The 16,930-nt window shown below is 71.0% G+C and carries 14 protein-coding genes; 6 read left to right on the forward strand and 8 right to left on the reverse strand.

Features of this window, described 5'->3' with window-relative positions:
- Nucleotides 1-56: 56 nt before the first annotated feature.
- Entirely contained in the window at nt 57-482 is a 426-nt protein-coding gene (locus Ato02nite_RS19960; protein ID WP_213008088.1) for a MarR family winged helix-turn-helix transcriptional regulator, read from the forward strand.
- Here Ato02nite_RS19960 and Ato02nite_RS19965 read toward each other — a convergent pair.
- The gene (locus tag Ato02nite_RS19965; protein WP_213008089.1) at nt 476-4,669 is read right to left on the reverse strand and encodes a bifunctional nitrate reductase/sulfite reductase flavoprotein subunit alpha; all 4,194 of its coding nucleotides are present in this window, start codon (nt 4,667-4,669) and stop codon (nt 476-478) included. The two genes, Ato02nite_RS19960 and Ato02nite_RS19965, sit on opposite strands and share 7 nt — an antisense overlap.
- Nucleotides 4,670-4,841: 172 nt before the next feature.
- On the opposite strand from Ato02nite_RS19965, the gene Ato02nite_RS19970 reads away from it, so the two are divergent.
- The 3 genes from Ato02nite_RS19970 (at nt 4,842) to Ato02nite_RS19980 (ending at nt 6,710) form a co-directional block, all read left to right on the forward strand.
- Entirely contained in the window at nt 4,842-5,219 is a 378-nt protein-coding gene (locus Ato02nite_RS19970; protein ID WP_213008090.1) for a YccF domain-containing protein, read from the forward strand.
- A gap of 10 nt (nt 5,220-5,229) precedes the next feature.
- Complete coding sequence (locus tag Ato02nite_RS19975; protein ID WP_213008091.1) at nt 5,230-5,589, forward strand: MmcQ/YjbR family DNA-binding protein; 360 nt, start codon at nt 5,230-5,232, stop codon at nt 5,587-5,589.
- Between the two features lie 167 nt (nt 5,590-5,756).
- Nucleotides 5,757-6,710, forward strand: coding sequence for a helix-hairpin-helix domain-containing protein (locus Ato02nite_RS19980; protein WP_213008092.1), 954 nt, complete (start codon nt 5,757-5,759; stop codon nt 6,708-6,710).
- A 284-nt stretch (nt 6,711-6,994) separates the two neighbouring features.
- Here the strand turns inward: Ato02nite_RS19980 and Ato02nite_RS19985 are convergent, their stop codons facing one another.
- From Ato02nite_RS19985 to Ato02nite_RS19995, 3 genes are all read right to left on the reverse strand, one after another.
- On the reverse strand, nt 6,995-7,381 hold the full coding sequence (locus tag Ato02nite_RS19985; protein ID WP_213008093.1) for a hypothetical protein: 387 nt from the start codon (nt 7,379-7,381) through the stop codon (nt 6,995-6,997).
- A gap of 762 nt (nt 7,382-8,143) precedes the next feature.
- Nucleotides 8,144-9,190: a phosphate ABC transporter substrate-binding protein PstS gene (gene pstS, locus Ato02nite_RS19990; protein WP_213008094.1), complete on the reverse strand. Its 1,047-nt coding sequence runs from the start codon at nt 9,188-9,190 to the stop codon at nt 8,144-8,146.
- Between the two features lie 10 nt (nt 9,191-9,200).
- Nucleotides 9,201-10,535, reverse strand: coding sequence for a GlnX family signal transduction membrane protein (locus Ato02nite_RS19995; protein ID WP_246607231.1), 1,335 nt, complete (start codon nt 10,533-10,535; stop codon nt 9,201-9,203).
- A gap of 321 nt (nt 10,536-10,856) precedes the next feature.
- Here Ato02nite_RS19995 and Ato02nite_RS20000 point away from each other — a divergent pair, with 321 nt between their 5' ends.
- Nucleotides 10,857-11,060 carry a hypothetical protein gene (locus tag Ato02nite_RS20000; protein WP_213008095.1) on the forward strand — a complete coding sequence of 68 codons (204 nt, stop codon included), beginning with the start codon at nt 10,857-10,859 and terminating at the stop codon, nt 11,058-11,060.
- Here Ato02nite_RS20000 and Ato02nite_RS20005 read toward each other — a convergent pair.
- From Ato02nite_RS20005 to Ato02nite_RS20020, 4 genes are read right to left on the reverse strand one after another with little or no spacing between them, the layout of a single operon-like run.
- Nucleotides 11,057-11,572 carry a GNAT family N-acetyltransferase gene (locus tag Ato02nite_RS20005; protein WP_213008096.1) on the reverse strand — a complete coding sequence of 172 codons (516 nt, stop codon included), beginning with the start codon at nt 11,570-11,572 and terminating at the stop codon, nt 11,057-11,059. The genes Ato02nite_RS20000 and Ato02nite_RS20005 overlap by 4 nt on opposite strands.
- A gap of 16 nt (nt 11,573-11,588) precedes the next feature.
- Nucleotides 11,589-12,824, reverse strand: a complete 1,236-nt coding sequence (locus Ato02nite_RS20010) for a threonine/serine exporter family protein (RefSeq protein ID WP_213008097.1) — start codon at nt 12,822-12,824, stop codon at nt 11,589-11,591.
- Nucleotides 12,805-14,163 carry a dipeptidase gene (locus tag Ato02nite_RS20015; RefSeq protein WP_213008098.1) on the reverse strand — a complete coding sequence of 453 codons (1,359 nt, stop codon included), beginning with the start codon at nt 14,161-14,163 and terminating at the stop codon, nt 12,805-12,807. The genes Ato02nite_RS20010 and Ato02nite_RS20015 overlap by 20 nt, the downstream gene beginning before the upstream one ends.
- A gap of 12 nt (nt 14,164-14,175) precedes the next feature.
- Nucleotides 14,176-15,345 carry an MFS transporter gene (locus Ato02nite_RS20020; RefSeq protein WP_213008099.1) on the reverse strand — a complete coding sequence of 390 codons (1,170 nt, stop codon included), beginning with the start codon at nt 15,343-15,345 and terminating at the stop codon, nt 14,176-14,178.
- Between the two features lie 87 nt (nt 15,346-15,432).
- Between Ato02nite_RS20020 and Ato02nite_RS20025 the strand changes: the two genes are divergently transcribed.
- A complete protein-coding gene (locus Ato02nite_RS20025) occupies nt 15,433-16,920 on the forward strand; it encodes an MFS transporter (protein WP_213008100.1) in 1,488 nt (495 codons plus the stop codon).
- Nucleotides 16,921-16,930 lie beyond the last annotated feature (10 nt).

Genomic DNA, 16,930 nt, shown 5'->3' on the forward strand with positions numbered 1-16,930 from the left:
TTATCAGATGGCTGATAGTTAACAGCAGACTTATCACGTCGGTTAGGCTTTGTGGCGTGCATTACTCCGAGCGGATTCTGGGCTATGTGAAGCGGGCCGAGCAGGCGACCCAATCGGCCAAGGAGCGGGCGCTGCGCGAGTTCGGGCTCACCCCGGCCCAGCAGACCGCCATGGCCATCCTCAGCGACCACGAGGGGATCACCGGCGCTCAGCTCGCCCGGGAGTGCGACGTCACCCCGCAGACGATGAACAGCACCCTGGTCCGGCTCGAGCGGCGCGGCATCGTCGAGCGCACCCCGCACCCGATGCACGGCACCCTGGTCGAGATCCGGCTGACCCGGGCCGGGCGCAACCTGTTCGCCGCGGCCGACGCCCGGGTCGCCGAGCTCGACGCGGCCCTGTCGAAGTCGCTCGACGACGTCGAACTCGGCACGCTCAAGGAGCTCCTCACCCGCATCGGCGCGACCGCGAAGGATCAGTAGACGTCCCGGCGGTAGCGCTTCTCGGCCGACAGCTGTTTCACGTACTCGTCAGGGTCGACGCGGCCGTGGGCCGCGGCAATGTCGCGCAGCGCCCGGTCCACGTCGCGGGCCATGCGCGAAGCGTCGCCGCAGACGTAGAGATGGGCGCCGTCGCGCAGCCACGCCCACAGCTGCGCGCCGTGCTCACGCATCCGGTCCTGCACGTAGACCTTGCTGCGCTGGTCGCGGGAGAAGGCCAGGTCGAGCCGGTTCAGCACGCCGTCGTTCTGCAGTTGAGCGAGTTCGTCGGCGTAGTAGAAGTCGGTGTCCCGGCGCTGTTCGCCGAAGAACAGCCAGTTCGGGCCGGTCGCGCCGAGCGCCTGCCGCTCCCGCAGGAAACCGACGAACGGCGCCACCCCGGTCCCCGGCCCCACCATGATCATCGGGGTGGCCGGGTCGGCGGGCGGGCGGAAGTGCGGCGAACGCTGCACGAACACCGGCACCTCGTCGGCGCTGTCGGCCAGGAACGTCGAGCACACCCCCTTGCGCGGAGCCCCGCGCAGGTTGTCGAAACGCACCACCGACACGGTCAGGCTGACCCGGCCCGGGTCGGTCAGCGGCGTCGACGAGATCGAGTAGAGCCGCGGCTGGAGCCGTTTGAGCACGTCGGCCCACTCCTGGGCGGCCGCCCGCACCGGATGTTCGGCAATCAGGTCGGCGGCCTGCCGCCCCCACGTGAACTTGGCCAGCTCCCCCTTGTTGTCCGGCCGCAGCAGGGTACGCAGGAACGCGTCCCCGGTGCGCTCGGCCAGGAACCGCAACAGATCCGGGGTGATCCGGGTGATGTCGAGATCCCGGCGAAGCGCATCGGCGAAGGACCGCTCCCCCACGCCGGGGATCGAGACGGCCTGATCCGCCCGCAGCCCGGTGACGGCCAGCCACTCGTCGACCAGGTCCGGGCAGTTCGTCGGCCAGATCCCGAGCGCGTCACCGGCCGAGTATTCGAGCCGCCCACCCGTGTCAAAAGTGAACTGCCGTACCTCCTTGGCCGATCCCGGCCCGCTGAGCAGGTCGTTCCCGCACAGCACAGCGGTCAGCGGCGCGGCCCGGGTGGGTTGCGGCGCGGGCGCCGCGACCGGCGCGGTGAGCGCGACGACGACCTGGTCGAGCCAGCCGCGAGCCGCGTCCTCGAAGTCCGGCTCGCAGTCGACACGCGGCGCGATCCGGACCGCGCCGAGCTCGGCGAGCCGATCGTCGAGGCGGCGGCCGTGCCCGCAAAAATCGTCGTAGCTGGAATCGCCGAACGCCAGCACCGCATAGCGGCGCCCGTCGAGCCGCGGCGCGTCCGGCCCGGCCAGCGAATCCCAGAACCCGGTGCCGTTGTCCGGCGCCTCCCCGTCGCCGAACGTGCTGGTCACAATGAGCAGATCGGCGTCACTGTCGAGCAGGTCACCGGCCGAGCCGTCCATCCCGCGCAGCGTGGCGGGCCGCCCGGCCTCGGCCAGCCGCCGGCCGACGGCCTGCGCGAACTCCTCCGCGGTCCCGGTCTGCGAGGCCCACAGGACCTGCAGGCGCCGGCTGGGTGCGTCCGCCGCCGGGTCCGCGGCCGGCTTTTGCGGTACGCGGGTGAAGGCCCCCGCCAGCAGCCCGTTCAACCAGGCTGCGGTGGTGGCGTCGAACGGGGCGTTGGCCGGCAGGGTGGGCGGCATTTCCGGGTCCGCGGGCAGCACCGCGAGCGCGGTCAGGAACCCGGAGAGGTAGTGCCGTCCGGCGTCATCGAGCACCGGCCCGGAAGGCAGGCCGAGGATCCCGCCCAGCGCGCCGGCCGGCCCCACCGACTCCCCGGCCACTGATCCCGCGGCCGTTAGGCGACCGAACGTTAGTCCCCCTAACGTTGGCGCCCCTAACGTTGGCCCACCTAACGTAAGGTCCCCTAACGTAAGTCCATCTAACGTTCGTCCGACTAACGTTGGTGGGCCTAACGTTGGTGCGCCTAACGTTGGGGCGCCTAACGTTCGAGTGGCTGATGGGTCCCCGGATGGCGGGACGGCGACCGGCGTCAGGGACACCGCGCACACCTTCAGCTCCGGCTGGAAGGAGAGCGGATCGACCGCATCGCTGGTCACCGCATTGACGCTCACGTACTCGCCGAACAGGTCGTTCCAGTGGAACGGCGCGAACAGATTCCCCACCTGGACCCGGTCGGTCAGCACCGCCGGCAGCACCGCGCGCCCACGCCGCGACGCGATCTCCACCGACTGACCCGCGGTAATGCCGAGCCGCGCGGCGTCGGCCGGGTTGACCTCGACGAACGGACCAGGGTTCAGGCGGTTGAGCTTGGCCACCTTGGCGGTCTTGGTGAGGGTGTGCCACTGGTGCTGCAGGCGGCCGGTGTTGAGGACGAACGGGAAGTCGTCGTCGGGCAGTTCGGCCGGGGGCATGTGCGGCCGGGCGTGGAAGACCGCCCGCCCGTCCGGGGTGGCGAAGGTCAGCGCCGGCCGGCTGCCGTCGGGGCGTTCGCGCAGGGGCTGGCTGGTGCCGTCGTTGCGATAGCGGATCGGGTTGCGGTCGCCGGCGTCCGGCGGGACCGGCCACTGCACCGAGCCCTCGGCGAGCCGCTCATACGTGACGCCGCGCAGGTCGTACCCGGTCTGCGGGTTCCAGAATTGTTTGATCTCGTCCAGGATCTCGGCGGCCGACCCGTACCCGAACTGGTCGCCGAAACCCATCTCCCGCGCGACCATCGCGATCAGCTGCCAGTCCGGCAGGGCCTCGCCCGGCGGGTCCACCGCCGGGTGTACGAGGGTGAGGTTCCGCTCCGAGTTAATCATGATGCCGTCGGTCTCCGACCACATCGCGGCCGGCAGCACGATGTCCGCGTACGCGTTGGTCTCGGTCTCGGCGAACGCGTCCTGGGTGATGACCAGCTCGGCGGCCTCCAGGCCGGCGATGACCGTGCGGCGGTTGCCCACCGACGCGACCGGGTTCGTGCAGATGATCCAGCAGGCCTTGATCTCGCCCGCGGCCATCCGCTCGAACATCTCCACCGTGCCCTTGCCGACCTCGGTGCGCAGGGTGCCGGCCGGCAGCCCCCACGCGTTCTCGACGAACTCGCGGTCGGCCGGGACCAGCACCGACCGCTGTCCGGGCAGCCCCGGGCCCATGTAGCCCATCTCCCGGCCGCCCATCGCGTTCGGCTGGCCGGTCAGTGACAGCGGTCCGCTGCCGGTGCGGCAGATCGCGCCGGTCGCCAGGTGCAGGTTGCAGATCGCGTTGGTGTTCCAGGTGCCGTGGGTGCTCTGGTTGAGGCCCATCGTCCACAGCGTCACCCAGTTGCCGGCCGCGCCGATCCACTCGGCGGCCTGCCGGATGCCGGCCTCTTCGAGACCGGTCACCTCGGCTACCGCCTCGGGCGGATATTCGGCCAGGTGGTCCGGCATCGCTTCCCAACCATTTGTGTACGAGGTGACAAACTCCTCGTCGATGTCCCCGTTCGCGACCAGCAGTTGGAGCAGGCCGTTTAGCAGGGAAAGATCGGTTCCGGGGCGGATCGGCAGGTAGAGGTCGGCCTTGTCGGCGGTGGCGGTGCGGCGGGGGTCGACGACGATCAGTTTCGCGCCCGCCTTGACCCGCTCCATCATCCGCAGGAACAGGATGGGGTGGCAGTCGGCCATGTTCGCGCCGATCACGAAGAAGACGTCGGCGTGGTCCAGGTCGTCGTAGGAGCCGGGCGGACCGTCCGCCCCCAGCGACAGCTTGTAGCCGGTGCCGGCGCTGGCCATGCACAGCCGGGAGTTCGACTCGATCTGGTTGGTGCCGATGAACCCCTTGGCGAGTTTGTTCGACAGGTACTGGGCTTCCAATGTCATCTGACCGGAGACGTAGAGGGCGACACTGTCCGGCCCGTACCGCTGGATGATCTCCCGCAGCCGCCGCCCGGCCTCGGCGACGGCCTGCTCCACCGGGGTCTCCGCCGCGGCGGCGTCGCGCGCGGCGCGGGTCAGCGCCGTGCCCAGCCGACCCGGCGCGCCGAGCATGTCCGCGCTGGTGGCGCCCTTCGTGCACAGGCGTCCCGCGTTGGCCGGATGGTCCCGGTCGCCGCGCACCTTCACCGCGCGGCGCCGGCCGTCCGGGCCGCGCTCGATGTCGAGCACCATGCCGCAGCCCACGCCGCAATAGCCGCACACCGTCCTGACCTGCGCGACCATCAGTCCCCTTCCGTCGAGGCCGACGGTAGGCGTACGGGGTTTCGCGGTCGTCAATCGTCTGTGCTCGGCGGGTTACCCGGTCATCACCACGCGCCCCGGGGCGAATGTGAGAAGCCCCCGCTCCTCCGGCCCGGATGGTCAACCGGTTGCCGACACGGGTCATCCTGAAGACGTGAGGCTGATTCTGAACGTGCTGTGGTTCATCTTCGGGAGCGGGCTGCTGCTCGCCATCGCGTACGGCGTCGCGGCCCTGATCTGTTTCGCCCTGATCGTCACGATCCCGTTCGGCGTCGCCTCGCTGCGCCTGGCGGTGTATTCGCTGTGGCCGTTCGGCCGCACCGTGGTCAGCCGGCCCGGCGCCGGCGTCGGCTCCGGCGTAGCCAACGTGCTGTGGGTCGTGCTGGCCGGCTGGTGGCTGGCCCTCGCCCACCTCACCACCGGCGTCGCCCAGTGCCTGACGATCATCGGCATCCCGTTCGGCATCGCCAACTTCAAACTGGTCCCGGTGGCGTTCTGGCCGCTCGGCCGCGAGATCGTCGAGCTCGACTAAAGTCTCGCGCATGGCTGGGGCCGAGGATGTGCGGCGGCTGGCGCTGAAGCTGCCGCACGTGGTGGAGATCGACAGCGACGGTTTCGACTTCCGGGTCGGTAACAAGGGCTTCATCTGGTCCTATCCGGAGCGACTGCCCGGCAAGCCGCGGGTGATCCGCACCGACATCGCGGTGCTGTATGTGGGCGACGAGGCGGAGAAGCAGGCGCTGCTGCTCGGCGAGCCGGCACTGTTCTTCACCACCCCCGGCTACGACGGCCTGCCACTCGTGATGGTGCGGCTGTCCCAGGTTTCGGCCGCGCGTCTGGAGGAACTCGTCACCGACGCATGGCGGATGCGGGCGCCCGAGGACCTGGCCGGGATGCTCTAAACGGGAACTTCCGGTCCCCCGGTCGTCGAACGGTAATCGAGCCATGACGGCTGGTGAGCTTGTTCGTTGTATGAACGGCGCCGGCACACCACCCTCATGGTGCGCAAACGAGGGGATGTGCAAACATGCGCGCTACATCCGCAGCTCTCATTGTCCGGAGGCCCTTCATGGCTTCGTTTCTCTTTTTCGTTGCCGGGCTCGTGATCGGCCTGCTCGGCGGCTGGTTCTTGCGGGCCCGCCGGGCCACCGAGCAGCCCGCTACCGCCACGCTCCCGGCAACTCCGGAGGCGGCCCTCGTAGCCGTCCCGGCCGTCGAGACCACCCAAGCCGAGGAGGCAACCCCCGCCGAGACCGAGGCGGCCATCGCCGAACAGGCCGTGGTCACCGAGGACCCGACCCCCACCACATCCGCCGCAGCCGAGCCGGCCACTGAGGAGACGCCCACCGCGGTCGAGGAGCCGGTCGCCGTCGAGAAGCCCGCCTCGGTCGCCGAGACCGAGCCTGCCGCGGCCGCCGAGCCTGTCGCCGCCGCCGAGCCTGTCGCCGCCGCCGAGCCTGTCGCCGCCGCCGAGCCTGTCGCCGCCGCCGGGACCGAGCCGGTCGCGGTCGCCGAGACCGAGCCGGTCGCCGTTCCGGAGCCGGTCGCCGTGGCCGAGCCCGTCGCTGCCGAGCCGGAGCCCGAGTTCACGCCCGAGCCGGTCGCAGTGGAGGAGCCGATCGCGGCCGCCGCCGAGCCGGTTGCCGCCGAGCCGGTCGCCGAGATCATTCCCGAGCCGGTGGCCGTCGCCGCCGAGACCGAGCCGATCGCCGCCGCCGAGCCGATCCCCGCCTCGCCCGCCGTCGTCGCGGCCGTCCCCGGCCCGGCCGAGGCCGACGAGGTCGAGGCCACCCCGGCCCCGGTCGCCGTGGCGATCGCCGAGCCGGACGACCTGACCAAGATCACCGGCATCGGCCCCAAGATGGCGATGGCCCTGGCGGTCGCCGGCATCACGACGTTCCGTCAGCTGGCCGACTCCGATGTGGCCACCCTGAAGACCGCGATCGCAAGCGCCGGCATGCGCCTGTCCCCGACCGTGGCGACCTGGCCCGAGAAGGCCAAGCAGCTGGCCGAGACGGCCTGACGACCCATCCCCGGCCACGCCACAAGCCGGCGCCCGGACAAACTGACGATGCCCGGCGGTTCTCGAACCGCCGGGCATCGCCGTCCGCACGGTCATGAGCACACGTTCAGCCCGGTGAACCACACGGCGACGGGTATAAAGTCAATTCCATTTTCCGGCATCGAATTGCTTGTAGGCAACCGATTAGCCGGTTCCGGATGGCGTCCGAGATTGGCATGATCATCTCTTAGCGGGTGCGGTTCCGGCTGCGCGAGAATATATGCATGCGGTACCAGCAGCTCCAGCTATTCACCCGGCCCGAAACTGCTGCCCTGCGTGATCGCACGAAAGCGCGTAACTATTCGCCGGCAACGGACGAATTTCGTCGTGAGCATGCCCGTCGCCGGCGGTGGGGACTCGCTCGCCGACACGCGCGCAAGCAGTGCCGCGCACATGGCTGCTCCCGTGAGTGCGGCGAGTTGGGCCTGCACGACGAGACCGAGCTGGTCCCGCCGCTGATCTGGCCGCAGGAGGCGACCGTGGCCCGGCGGCCCTCCCGCAGCCGTGACGTCGCGACCCAGGGCGACCTGCCGCCACACGGCAAACAGCCACCCGGACAGCCCGTCCCCGCCGACCGGACAGCCCTCGCACGCGAGCCGGAAGCCGAGACGCGCGCCGAGCCCGAACACCATGCAGACACCGCCACCCGAACCGACCCCAACCCACAAACCACGGCAGCGACGCAGACGCACCCCGCGCGCCAGGCCCGCCCAGCCAGGCGCGCAGACCAGCCCGGCCGCGCGGACGACCACGACCGCGCTGAGTCAACGCGCCGGGTCCGGCCCCCTCGCAGCGACAAACCGCCAGGACGGGACGAACATCGTCGGCCGCCCGGCGCCGGCGCACCACCGAGGTTCGGCTGCCGCGCGGCGATCGTCCGACCGGCGAGGCCGACCGGCGAGGCCGACCGGCGAGGCCGACCGGCGAGGCCGACCGGCGAGGCCGACCGGCGAGGCCGACCGGCGTAACGCTACCGGCGACATCATCGGGTCACTGGCGACGGCCGATCTCCCAATAGCCCCGCCGCGGTCGGTGGGGGGCCACCACACATCCAGAACAAACTCATCCGAGCACCAGAGACCACCAGGGAAAGGCCGACCGTACACATTGCCGGACCGACCGGCGTCGCCCAGCTCAGAAAAGTAAAGAAGGGGGATGCATTCGACTCCGGGCCAACGTCGTGCGGACGCGTGGACAACAATAATTCTTGGCGGCGATGGCAAATACCTCATCACCGCCCTGACCGGGCGCTCACATCGGTAGGCAATGAATCTCGGTGGGGCGCCGGCCAGAGCCTGAGCCGTGTCAGCGCGGTCGGCTCCGCCTTCGATGGTCGCGGTCGATCGTCGGTCAGGCCGTCCGCTTTCGGGCTGGTCGCGGGCTCCTCCGGGTGATCAGAGGGTGGCTACGGCGTTGGCTACCCGGGTGCGGAGTGTGCTGGGTAGTGGGGCGTAGCCGAGTCTTGTGGCGGCGGTCTGGCCGGTGGGGCTTGACGCGTACGTCAGGAAGCTCTTGACCAGGGGTGATGCTCCCGCCTTGCACACCACCTCGTAGGTCACCAGGACCAGGGGGTAGGCGCCGGCGGAGCCGGTGCCGTAGTCGATGGCCAGTTGCAGGTCGCCGCCTGTGCCGGTGAGTTTGGCGCCGTCGACCATGTTGCCCGCGGCAGCGTCGGTCGGTGCTGTGAACTCGCCGGCCGCGTTGCCTACTCTGGCGGTCGGCAGGTGGTGGAAGCGGGCGTAGGAGGCCTCTACGTAGCCGATCGCTCCGTCCGAGCGCTCGATGGTGGACACCACGCGGTTGCTGCCCTTCTGCGCCAGGCCGCCGGGGGCCTTCCACGTGCTGCCGGAGCCGTGCGGCCAGTTTGGCGCCGCGGTGGCTGCCAGAAATTTCGTGAAGTTGTCGGTGGTGCCGGAGTTGTCGGATCGGTGGACCGGGCGGATCGGCGTCGCCGGCAGCGCGGCTGCCGGGTTGTCGCGGATGATCGACGGGTCGTTCCAGGTGGTGATCCGGCCGGTGAAGATCTGGGCGATCGTGGCGGGTGTCAAGCGCAGGCTGTCTACGCCGGCGACGTTGAAGGCCAGGGCGATCGGCCCGACCACCATCGGCAGGTGGATCGCCGGTGCCTGGGCGCAGCGGGCGTTCGCCCTGGACTGGTCGGCTGCCGACAGCGGCGAGTCGGTTCCGGCGAAGTCGCCGGCACCGGCGATGAAGGCGGCCAGCCCGGCGCCGGAACCGACGCTCGCGTATTCGACCGTCGCGTCCGCGCAGCTGACCTGGTAGTTCCGGATCCAGGCGCTGACCGCGTTGGCCTGCGCCGAGGATCCCTGTCCGGTGATCTTGCCGGACGCGCAGGAGATCGGCGCGGCCGCCGCCGGCCGCGGCGCCGAACATCCGGCGAGCGTCACCAGAGCGATCAGTCCCAGCGCTCGAAGTTTCATCGGGGACCCCTCAGCGGTATTCGGCGAAGCGTTTGCGGACGGCGACCGGGATCAGGAGGATCACCAGGCCCAGGACGGCTACCGGGATCCACGGCCAGCCGGTCAGGATGGTTTTCGCGTCGTGCAGGGCCTGGTCGAAGTCGTTCGATCGGGCCGTCGCGATGTCGGCGACCGCGGCGTCGAAGTAGGAGAAGTCGAACGAGGCGTCACCGCGGCGGATGCCGGTGAGGGCGCCGACCGCCTCCGCGCTCCGGCCGCCACGGGCCAGGCCGACGATCCGCTCGTGGTCGGCCCGGTAGGCCTGCCAGCGGGTCAGCACGTCGGAACGGCCGGCCACCGCGGGCAGGCCGCCGCCGATCTCGCCGGCCACCGCGGGCAGGCCACCCTCGATCTCGCCGGCCTCCGGGCCGCACGAGCCGCCGGTGGTCAGGCAGCCGGACTTCCGCCGGAAGTCGTCGTCGTAGTAGGCCAGGTTGTCGCTGATCAGGTAGCGGCTCGTGTCGGCGGCCGCGTCGTAGCTGATCGCCCGCGCCTGGGACAGGGCCAGGAACGGCGTGAGGCTGTCGTCGCGCGCCTCGTTCAGCCGGGACGCCTGCAGGGTCAGCACGGCGACGGCCGGGATCACCAGGGCCGCGGTCAGCCCGGTCGCGGCGAGCAGGGCCGGATTGAGCACCCGCCGGAACCGGCGGGCCAGCCACACCTGCAGGGCGAGAAGCAACAGCAGCAGGGCGGCCCCCAGCACGACCGCGACGGTCACGGCCCGGCCTTCGGTCACGCTTTTCCGGCCGTACGCCTGGGAGAGCCGTTCCGCACCGCGGTCGCGGAGGTCCTTCGCGGCCGGCAGCAGGTCGAGGTGCAGCACGTTGGTGGCCTGCGTGTAATAGCCGGCGGCGGCGTCCCCGGCGGTGAGGGTCTGCCAGACCCGCTCCCGGTAGGTGGCCAGGTGCCCCATCAGTTCGAGGACCAGGTCGTGGTCGCTCGGGGCGCTCAGGGCTTTCTGCACATCGGCGTCGACCTGGCGGCTGCGTTCCTGGTAGGTGCCGAGGGCGTCGATCTGGCTGCCGGCCAGCTCGTCCTGGCCGGCGGTGAGGACCATGCGGGCGACCTGGGCATCCATATCGCTGAGCGCGAAGTAGAGGTCGGCGGCGGTGGCGGCCTGCGGGGCGGCCTCGTCGCCGATGATCCGCACCTGTTCCTGCACCCGGGCCATGAGCAGGCTGAGCGAGGCGAGCAGGGCGACGGCGGCGACGATGGTGACCGCGGACCAGAGGCGCAGCCGGGCGGGGGTTTCGGGCCGGACGGCGCGGCGGGCGATGGTGCGGGTCGCCTCGATAACTGCGGGCACGCCGTCACGGTAATGGACGTCCGCAATTGTGGAATCGTCGGGTGATCGACAATTCCGGCCGTTAACCGGACGGCCATCCGGCGTTCAATTAATAGCGCGATCGCTGCGAATATCGACAGCTTTGGCCAGCCCGACGATGCCGTGCGCAGTGCGGACGACGCTCCCGCCGTGCCTTCAGGCGCGCGATGACCGCACGACGCGAATCATCCGCCGGGAAGGAGGTGTGCTGTTGATCGAGGAAGGAAAATCGTAGTTCCCGCCGCCGAAACGAAGTCTTGTATGAAGATGATTTGGTCGCTGCCCTGTCCCGCGGGAGTGGAAATGACGATCGACACGGAACCGGATCTATCGGCCTTCGTGATCAACCTGCTCGACGAGCATCTGGCGGCCATGCTGCTGGTCCGTGAGCGGCTGCGCCCCGGCGGCCGGATCAGCCCCGGCGCTCGCCGGACGGTCGCGCTGGACAGCATCACCGTCGCGGAGCGGTACGCCACCGAGCTCAGCCGCGCGCTGAACGACGACTAGACCGGCCGCCACTCCTGCTCGAGGATCGCGTACTGGTCGGAGTCGCGCCAGCCGTCGCCGACCCGCATGGTCTCGCGCATCCGGCCCTCGTACGTCATGCCGATCTTGACGAGGACCCGGGCCGAGGCCATGTTGCGCGGGTCGCAGGTGGCGTAGACCCGGTGGCGGCCACGCTCGGTGAACGCCATCCGCAGCAGTTCCCGGGCGGCCGCGGTGGCGATGCCCCGGCCCCACCGGTCCGGGTGGATGCCGTAGCCGATCTCACCCGCCCACGGACCGCGCAGGTGCAGGTCGGCGATGCCGACGACCTCGTCGTCCAGCAGGATCGCGTGCGGGTAGCTGGTCTGCGGCCGGCTGTGCCACAGCGCCGACGACTCGCGCACGAACGACTGGGTCTGCGCCTCGGTGTTCGGCCCCCAGGTCTGGTAGCGGGACATCTCGGGCAGCTTGGCCCATCCGTGCACGAGCGGCCAGTCCTCGAAAACCAGCGGCCGTAGCCGTACGTCATCCATCGGTTGATTTTGCCCTTTATCTGCCGGCACGTATCCGCGCGAGCGAACGATAAATGGGGTAACCGCACAGGACGCCCAGCGCAATGGCGATCATCGACCAGATCGTGCCGAGGAGATCCTCGGCGGCGGCGATGGTGTCCTGATCCAGATATTCGGTGACCCCGATGAGGCCGAGCGCACCCGGCACCAGCAGCCAGAACGCCGGCAGGAAGGACACCAGGGCGGGTGGGCCGGTGGGGCGGCGCTCGACGAAGTAGGCGACCGGGGTCATCGCGAGGGCGCCGAAGAAACCGCTCAGATAGCCGCCGAAGACCTGACTGCCGAGGCACTGGCCGAGCCAGGCGACGATCAGCACCAGCAGCAGCCACGGCAGCGAGCGCTTCGGCGCCGAGTGGAACAGGTAGGTGCCCACCCCGATGACCAGCACTCCGAGCCACGGTGCCCACCAGCCGATCAGGTTCTGCGGGTCGTCGATCAGCGTGTCGGCCGGCACCGGCACCACCTGGGTGGCGGCGGTGATGCCGAAGGCCAGCAGCATCAGTTGCAGGCCGCCGGAGACCAGCCGGCTCGCCCCGGTGATCATCTCGCCGGCCGAGAGCTCCACGACGGCCATGGTCAGCGCCGCGCCGGGCAGGAAGGTGACCAGCGGGGCGATCATCGCGCGCAGGTCGGCGTCCGCCCAGCCCGGGCCGGCCAGCAGGAACGTGATCGCGGCGACCACGAAGGCCACCGCCACCGGCATGATCAGCTGGATGCCGGGCCAGCGGCCGCCGAGTTGTTTGAGCACCCCGACCAGCAGCCCGAACAGCCCGGCGAGGACCAGGTCACCCCAGGTCGGCTGGAGCACCAGGCAGATGCCGACGGTCAGCAGGGCATGCCCGGCGATGGTGAGCCGGCGGCCGAATCGCGGGTGCTGGCCGACAATCTCCAGGACGCGGCGGCTGCCCTGTTCCGGCGTCAGCCCCTCGCCGGCCTCACGCAGCACCGCGTACAGCGCGGCGGTCTGATCGAGCCGCAAGCCGCCGCGCAGCTGGCGGGTCGGTTCGATGGTCGCGGCCCGCCCGGGTTCCAGCGCCACCACCAGATAGGTGGGCAGCACGCTGACCCGGGCGTGCGGCGCGCCGTAGGCGGTGGCCACCGCGCGCAGATGGTCCTCGATCTGGTTGACGGCCTCGCCGGCCGCGGTCAGCGCGCTCCCCAGAAACAGCAGGAACTCGAGGAGCCGGCGCTCGTCAACGACGTCTGCCCGCATAGTTCTTCAGGAACAGCGCCTCCACCAGGGCCATGTTCTCGATCTCGGACGGGTCGACACTCTCGTTCGGGGCGTGGATCAGGCAGCGCGGCTCCTCCACCCCGATCAGCATGATCTCGGCGTCCGGGAAGGTGCCGCGGAAGACGTTGCACAGCGGGATCGACCCGCCCTGCCCCTCGGTCACGGCCGGCCGGCCGTACGCGTGGCGCATCGCCGTGGTCAGCGTGTCGAACGCCGGGCCGCTGGTGGAACCGGTGAACGGCTCCCCGTCGGCCTCCCGGACGACATCCACCCGGACACCCCACGGCGCGACCGACCGCAGGTGTTCGATGAGCGCGTCCTGGGCGCGTTTGGCGTGCATGCCGGGCGGGACGCGCAGGTTGACGCGGGCCCGGGCGTACGGCTGGATGGCGGCCGAGGAGCCGACCACCGGCGGGCAGTCGATGCCGAGCACGGTCACCGCGGGCCGGGCCCAGACCATGTCGGCGACCCGGCCGTCGCCGAGCAGCTGGACGCCGTCGAGCAGGCCGGCGTCGGTGCGGAACTGCGCGGGCGGGTAGACGGCGCCGGCCCAGGTCTGGTTGTTGGCGAGGCCGTGGATCGTGGTGTTGCCGTTGGCGTCGCGCAGGGTGGCGAGCATGTGGATCAGGGCGGCGAGCGCGTCCGGGGCGGGACCGCCGAACATGCCGGAGTGCATCGGCCCGCTCATCGAGTCCACGCTGACCACCACGTTGGCCAGGCCGCGGAGACTGCTGGTGACGGCGGGCTGCCCGACCGCGGCGTTGCCGGCGTCGCAGACCAGGATCGCGTCGGCCCGCAGCAGGTCGGCGTGGCCGGGCACGAACGCCTCCAGACCGCCCGTACCCTGCTCCTCCGACCCCTCCCCCACGATCTTGACGGTGACCGGCAGCTCGCCGCGAAGGGCGCGCAGCGCCGTCAGGTGGGTGGCGATGTTGCCCTTGCAGTCGGCCGCGCCGCGGCCGTACCACCGGCCGTTACGCTCGGTCAGCTCCCACACCGGGGTGTTCCAGGCCGCCGCGCCGAGCGGCGGCTGTACGTCGTGGTGGAAGTACAGCAGCACGGTGGGTGCGCCGGGCGGGCCGGGGAGCGTGCCGCAGACGGCCTGGCTGCCGTCCGGGGTCGGGTAGGCAGCGACGTCGGCGAAGCCCAGCTCGCCGAACGTGCCGACCAGCCAGTCGACCATGCCCTCGCACTCGGCCGGCGGGAACTGGGCCGCGTCGTGCACCGATCGGTACGCGACCATGGCGGCCAGGTCGTCCCGGGCCTGCGGCATCAGCGCCTTGATCCGGCCACGGAGTACTTCGACGTCGTCGACCACGGTGTCCTCCTTCTATGGTTTCCGGCCTTTCCCGGCCAGACGAATCGGACGATGAGCAGGGCCACGAGCGCGAGGGCGGCGGCGACCAGCAGGGCGCCGGCGATCCCCCGGGTGAAGGCGTCCGCCGCCGCGGTGGTTACCGCGCGACCGAGGTCCGGCGGCAGCGTCGCGATGGCGTCCCGGAACGACGGCGACCCGACCAGTGCGTTCGTGGCCGTGTCGATCTGCGACCGGCTCAGCCCGGCCTCCCGCATCGCGTCGGTGCTGCCGGCCGACGCGATCCCACCGGTCACGGCGGACAGCACCGCGATGCCGAGCGCGCCGCCGACCATGCTGGACATCTTGAAGACGCCGCGCCGGCCAGGCCGGCCGGCACGTCACCGACCGCGGTGTTGGAGATCGGGGTGGAAGCAGGCCCAGGCCGACGCCGACGACCAGCAGGCCGGCGGCCATCAACCACAGGCTCGCGTCGGGGTGCAGGAAGCCGAGAACGGCCAGGCCGGCGGCGAGAACGACAAGCCCCAGGAGTACGGGCATCCGCCCGCCCCGCCGGGACTCGAGCCGGGCCCCGCGCGGGATGAACACGAAGATGCCCAGGGTCGACGGCAGCATCAGCAGGCCCGCCTCGACGGCGGAGTAGCCGCGCACGTTCTGCAGCCAGAGCACCAGCAGGTAGCTGAGGCCGGCGAAGGCCAGGTTCATCACCAGGTTGGCGGTCAGCGCAGCGTCGTACGGGCGAAGTTTGAACAGCTCCAGCTTGACCAGTGGCTCGGCGGCGCGCCGCTCCACGGCGTACCAGGCGGTCGAAAGAATGACGGCCGCGGCCAGCAGGCCGGCGATCAGCGGATCCCCCCACCCGGCGGCCGGGCCGTCGGTCAGCGCGAACAGCAACGCGAAGATGGCCAGGCCGATCGTCGCGAGGCCGAGCCAGTCGATCCGGCGGGACGCGTGCTCGTCGCGGGACTCCGGGGTGGAGGCCCGCAAGGCGACCAGGGTGACCACGGCCAGCGGCAGATTGATCCAGAACAGCCACCGCCAGCCCAGCCCGTCGGTGAGCACGCCGGCCATCGCCGGGATCGCCACGCCCAGGTCGGCGAAGGCCAGCCAGACCAGCCCGGTCGCCGTGCAGATGGCGGCGAGCGAGAGCCGGCGATGCCCGGTCGTCGTGGCGGCTTCGGTCACGCGGCCAGTCTCTGGCCTGCGCGGACGGTGTCACCTCATCCGTGCCGAGCGATGTGGCCGGCCCGGCCGCCCGCCGAAACTGGCGCCATGACGGATCTGGACGTGAAGGCCGGAACGGGTGTGCTGCTCGCCGCCTGCGTGTCGACCCTGGTGGTGAACGCCAACACGTCGGCGGTCACCATCCTGCTGCCGGCGATCAGCCAGGACGTGGGCGCGCCGGTCTCCACTCTGCAGTGGGCGGTGACCGGCTACATGCTGGTCGGCGCGGCGGTCATCGTGACCTCGGGCGCACTCGGCGACGTGTTCGGGCGGCGCCGGGTGTTCCTCGGCGGCCTTCTGCTGTTCGTGGCGTCGTGCGTACTCATCGCTCTGTCTTCGTCGGCCTTCGGGGTGATCGCCGGCCGGATGATCCAGGGCGCCGCCGGCTCCACGATCCTCGCCTGCGGCATGAGCCTGCTGTCGGTGGACTCGTCCGGCACCGGCCAGATGAAGGCGGTCACCCTGTGGGGCGCGGCCTCGGCGGCCGGTGGCGCGGCCGGCCCCCTGATCGGCGGGCTGCTGGTGGGCGCCACCGGCTGGCAGGGCCTGTTCTGGATCGACGCGGCGATCGCGGCCGCGTGCATCCCGATCACCCTGTTCATGGTGCGCGAATCCCGGGACCCGCACCGGCCGCGCTCGATCGACTGGGCCGGGACCGTACTCATCGCGGTCATCCTGGTCCCGCTGGTCCTCGCACTCAGCGAGGGCGGCGACTGGGGCTGGGCCTCGCTCGCCACCATCTCCTGTTTCGTGATCTCCGCCCTCGGGGTGGTCGGCTTCGTGACGGCCGAACGGCGGGTCACCGCCCCGCTGGTGGACCTCGCCCTGTTCCGCAACAAGGTGCTGGTCGGCGCCACCCTGGCGATCCTGCTGGTGGCGGGCACGATCAACGGCCTGATGTACGTGCTGAGCCTGTACTTCCAGGACCCGGACGCGTCCGGTATGACCGCCCTCCAAGCCGGCCTCGCCACCCTGCCCGCGGTGGCCGTGATGATCGCCATCACCCCGCTGATCACCCCGGTCGCCGTCCGGATCGGTCCGCGCCAGGCGGTCGCCCTCGGGTTCGTGCTGTCCGCCGTCGGGTTCGGTGCCCTCGGCTTCGCCCAGTCCGACTGGCACTACGCGATGTTCGTGCTGCCGCTGGTCGTCATGGCCGTCGGCCTCGGGTTGTCGAACGGACCCGCATCCTCGGCGTCGACGTCGTCGGTGTCGCCGGATCAGGTCGGGTCCGCGTCGGGCATCTCCAACATGGCCCGTTACGTCGGTGGCTCCCTGGCCACCGCGGCCACCGCGACCGTTTACGCGGCCGCGACCGAGACGCAGCGGGCCGCGGGCGCGAGTCCCAGCGACGCCCTCGCCGCGGGGCTGTCCCGCTCGGCCATCCTGATGGCGATCATGGCGGTGGCCGGCATCGCCCTGGCCCTGCTGCTGGGCCGGCACCGCAGCCCCGCCAACGTGGCCGCCGCCAGCGCGTCGCACGCACACACGATCCCGGTCACCCGATCGGCGGAGGTTGGACCTTCACCGGGTGCGTAACCTGGATCAC

This window comes from Paractinoplanes toevensis (assembly GCF_018332695.1).
Taxonomy (GTDB): Bacteria; Actinomycetota; Actinomycetes; order Mycobacteriales; family Micromonosporaceae; genus Actinoplanes; species Actinoplanes toevensis.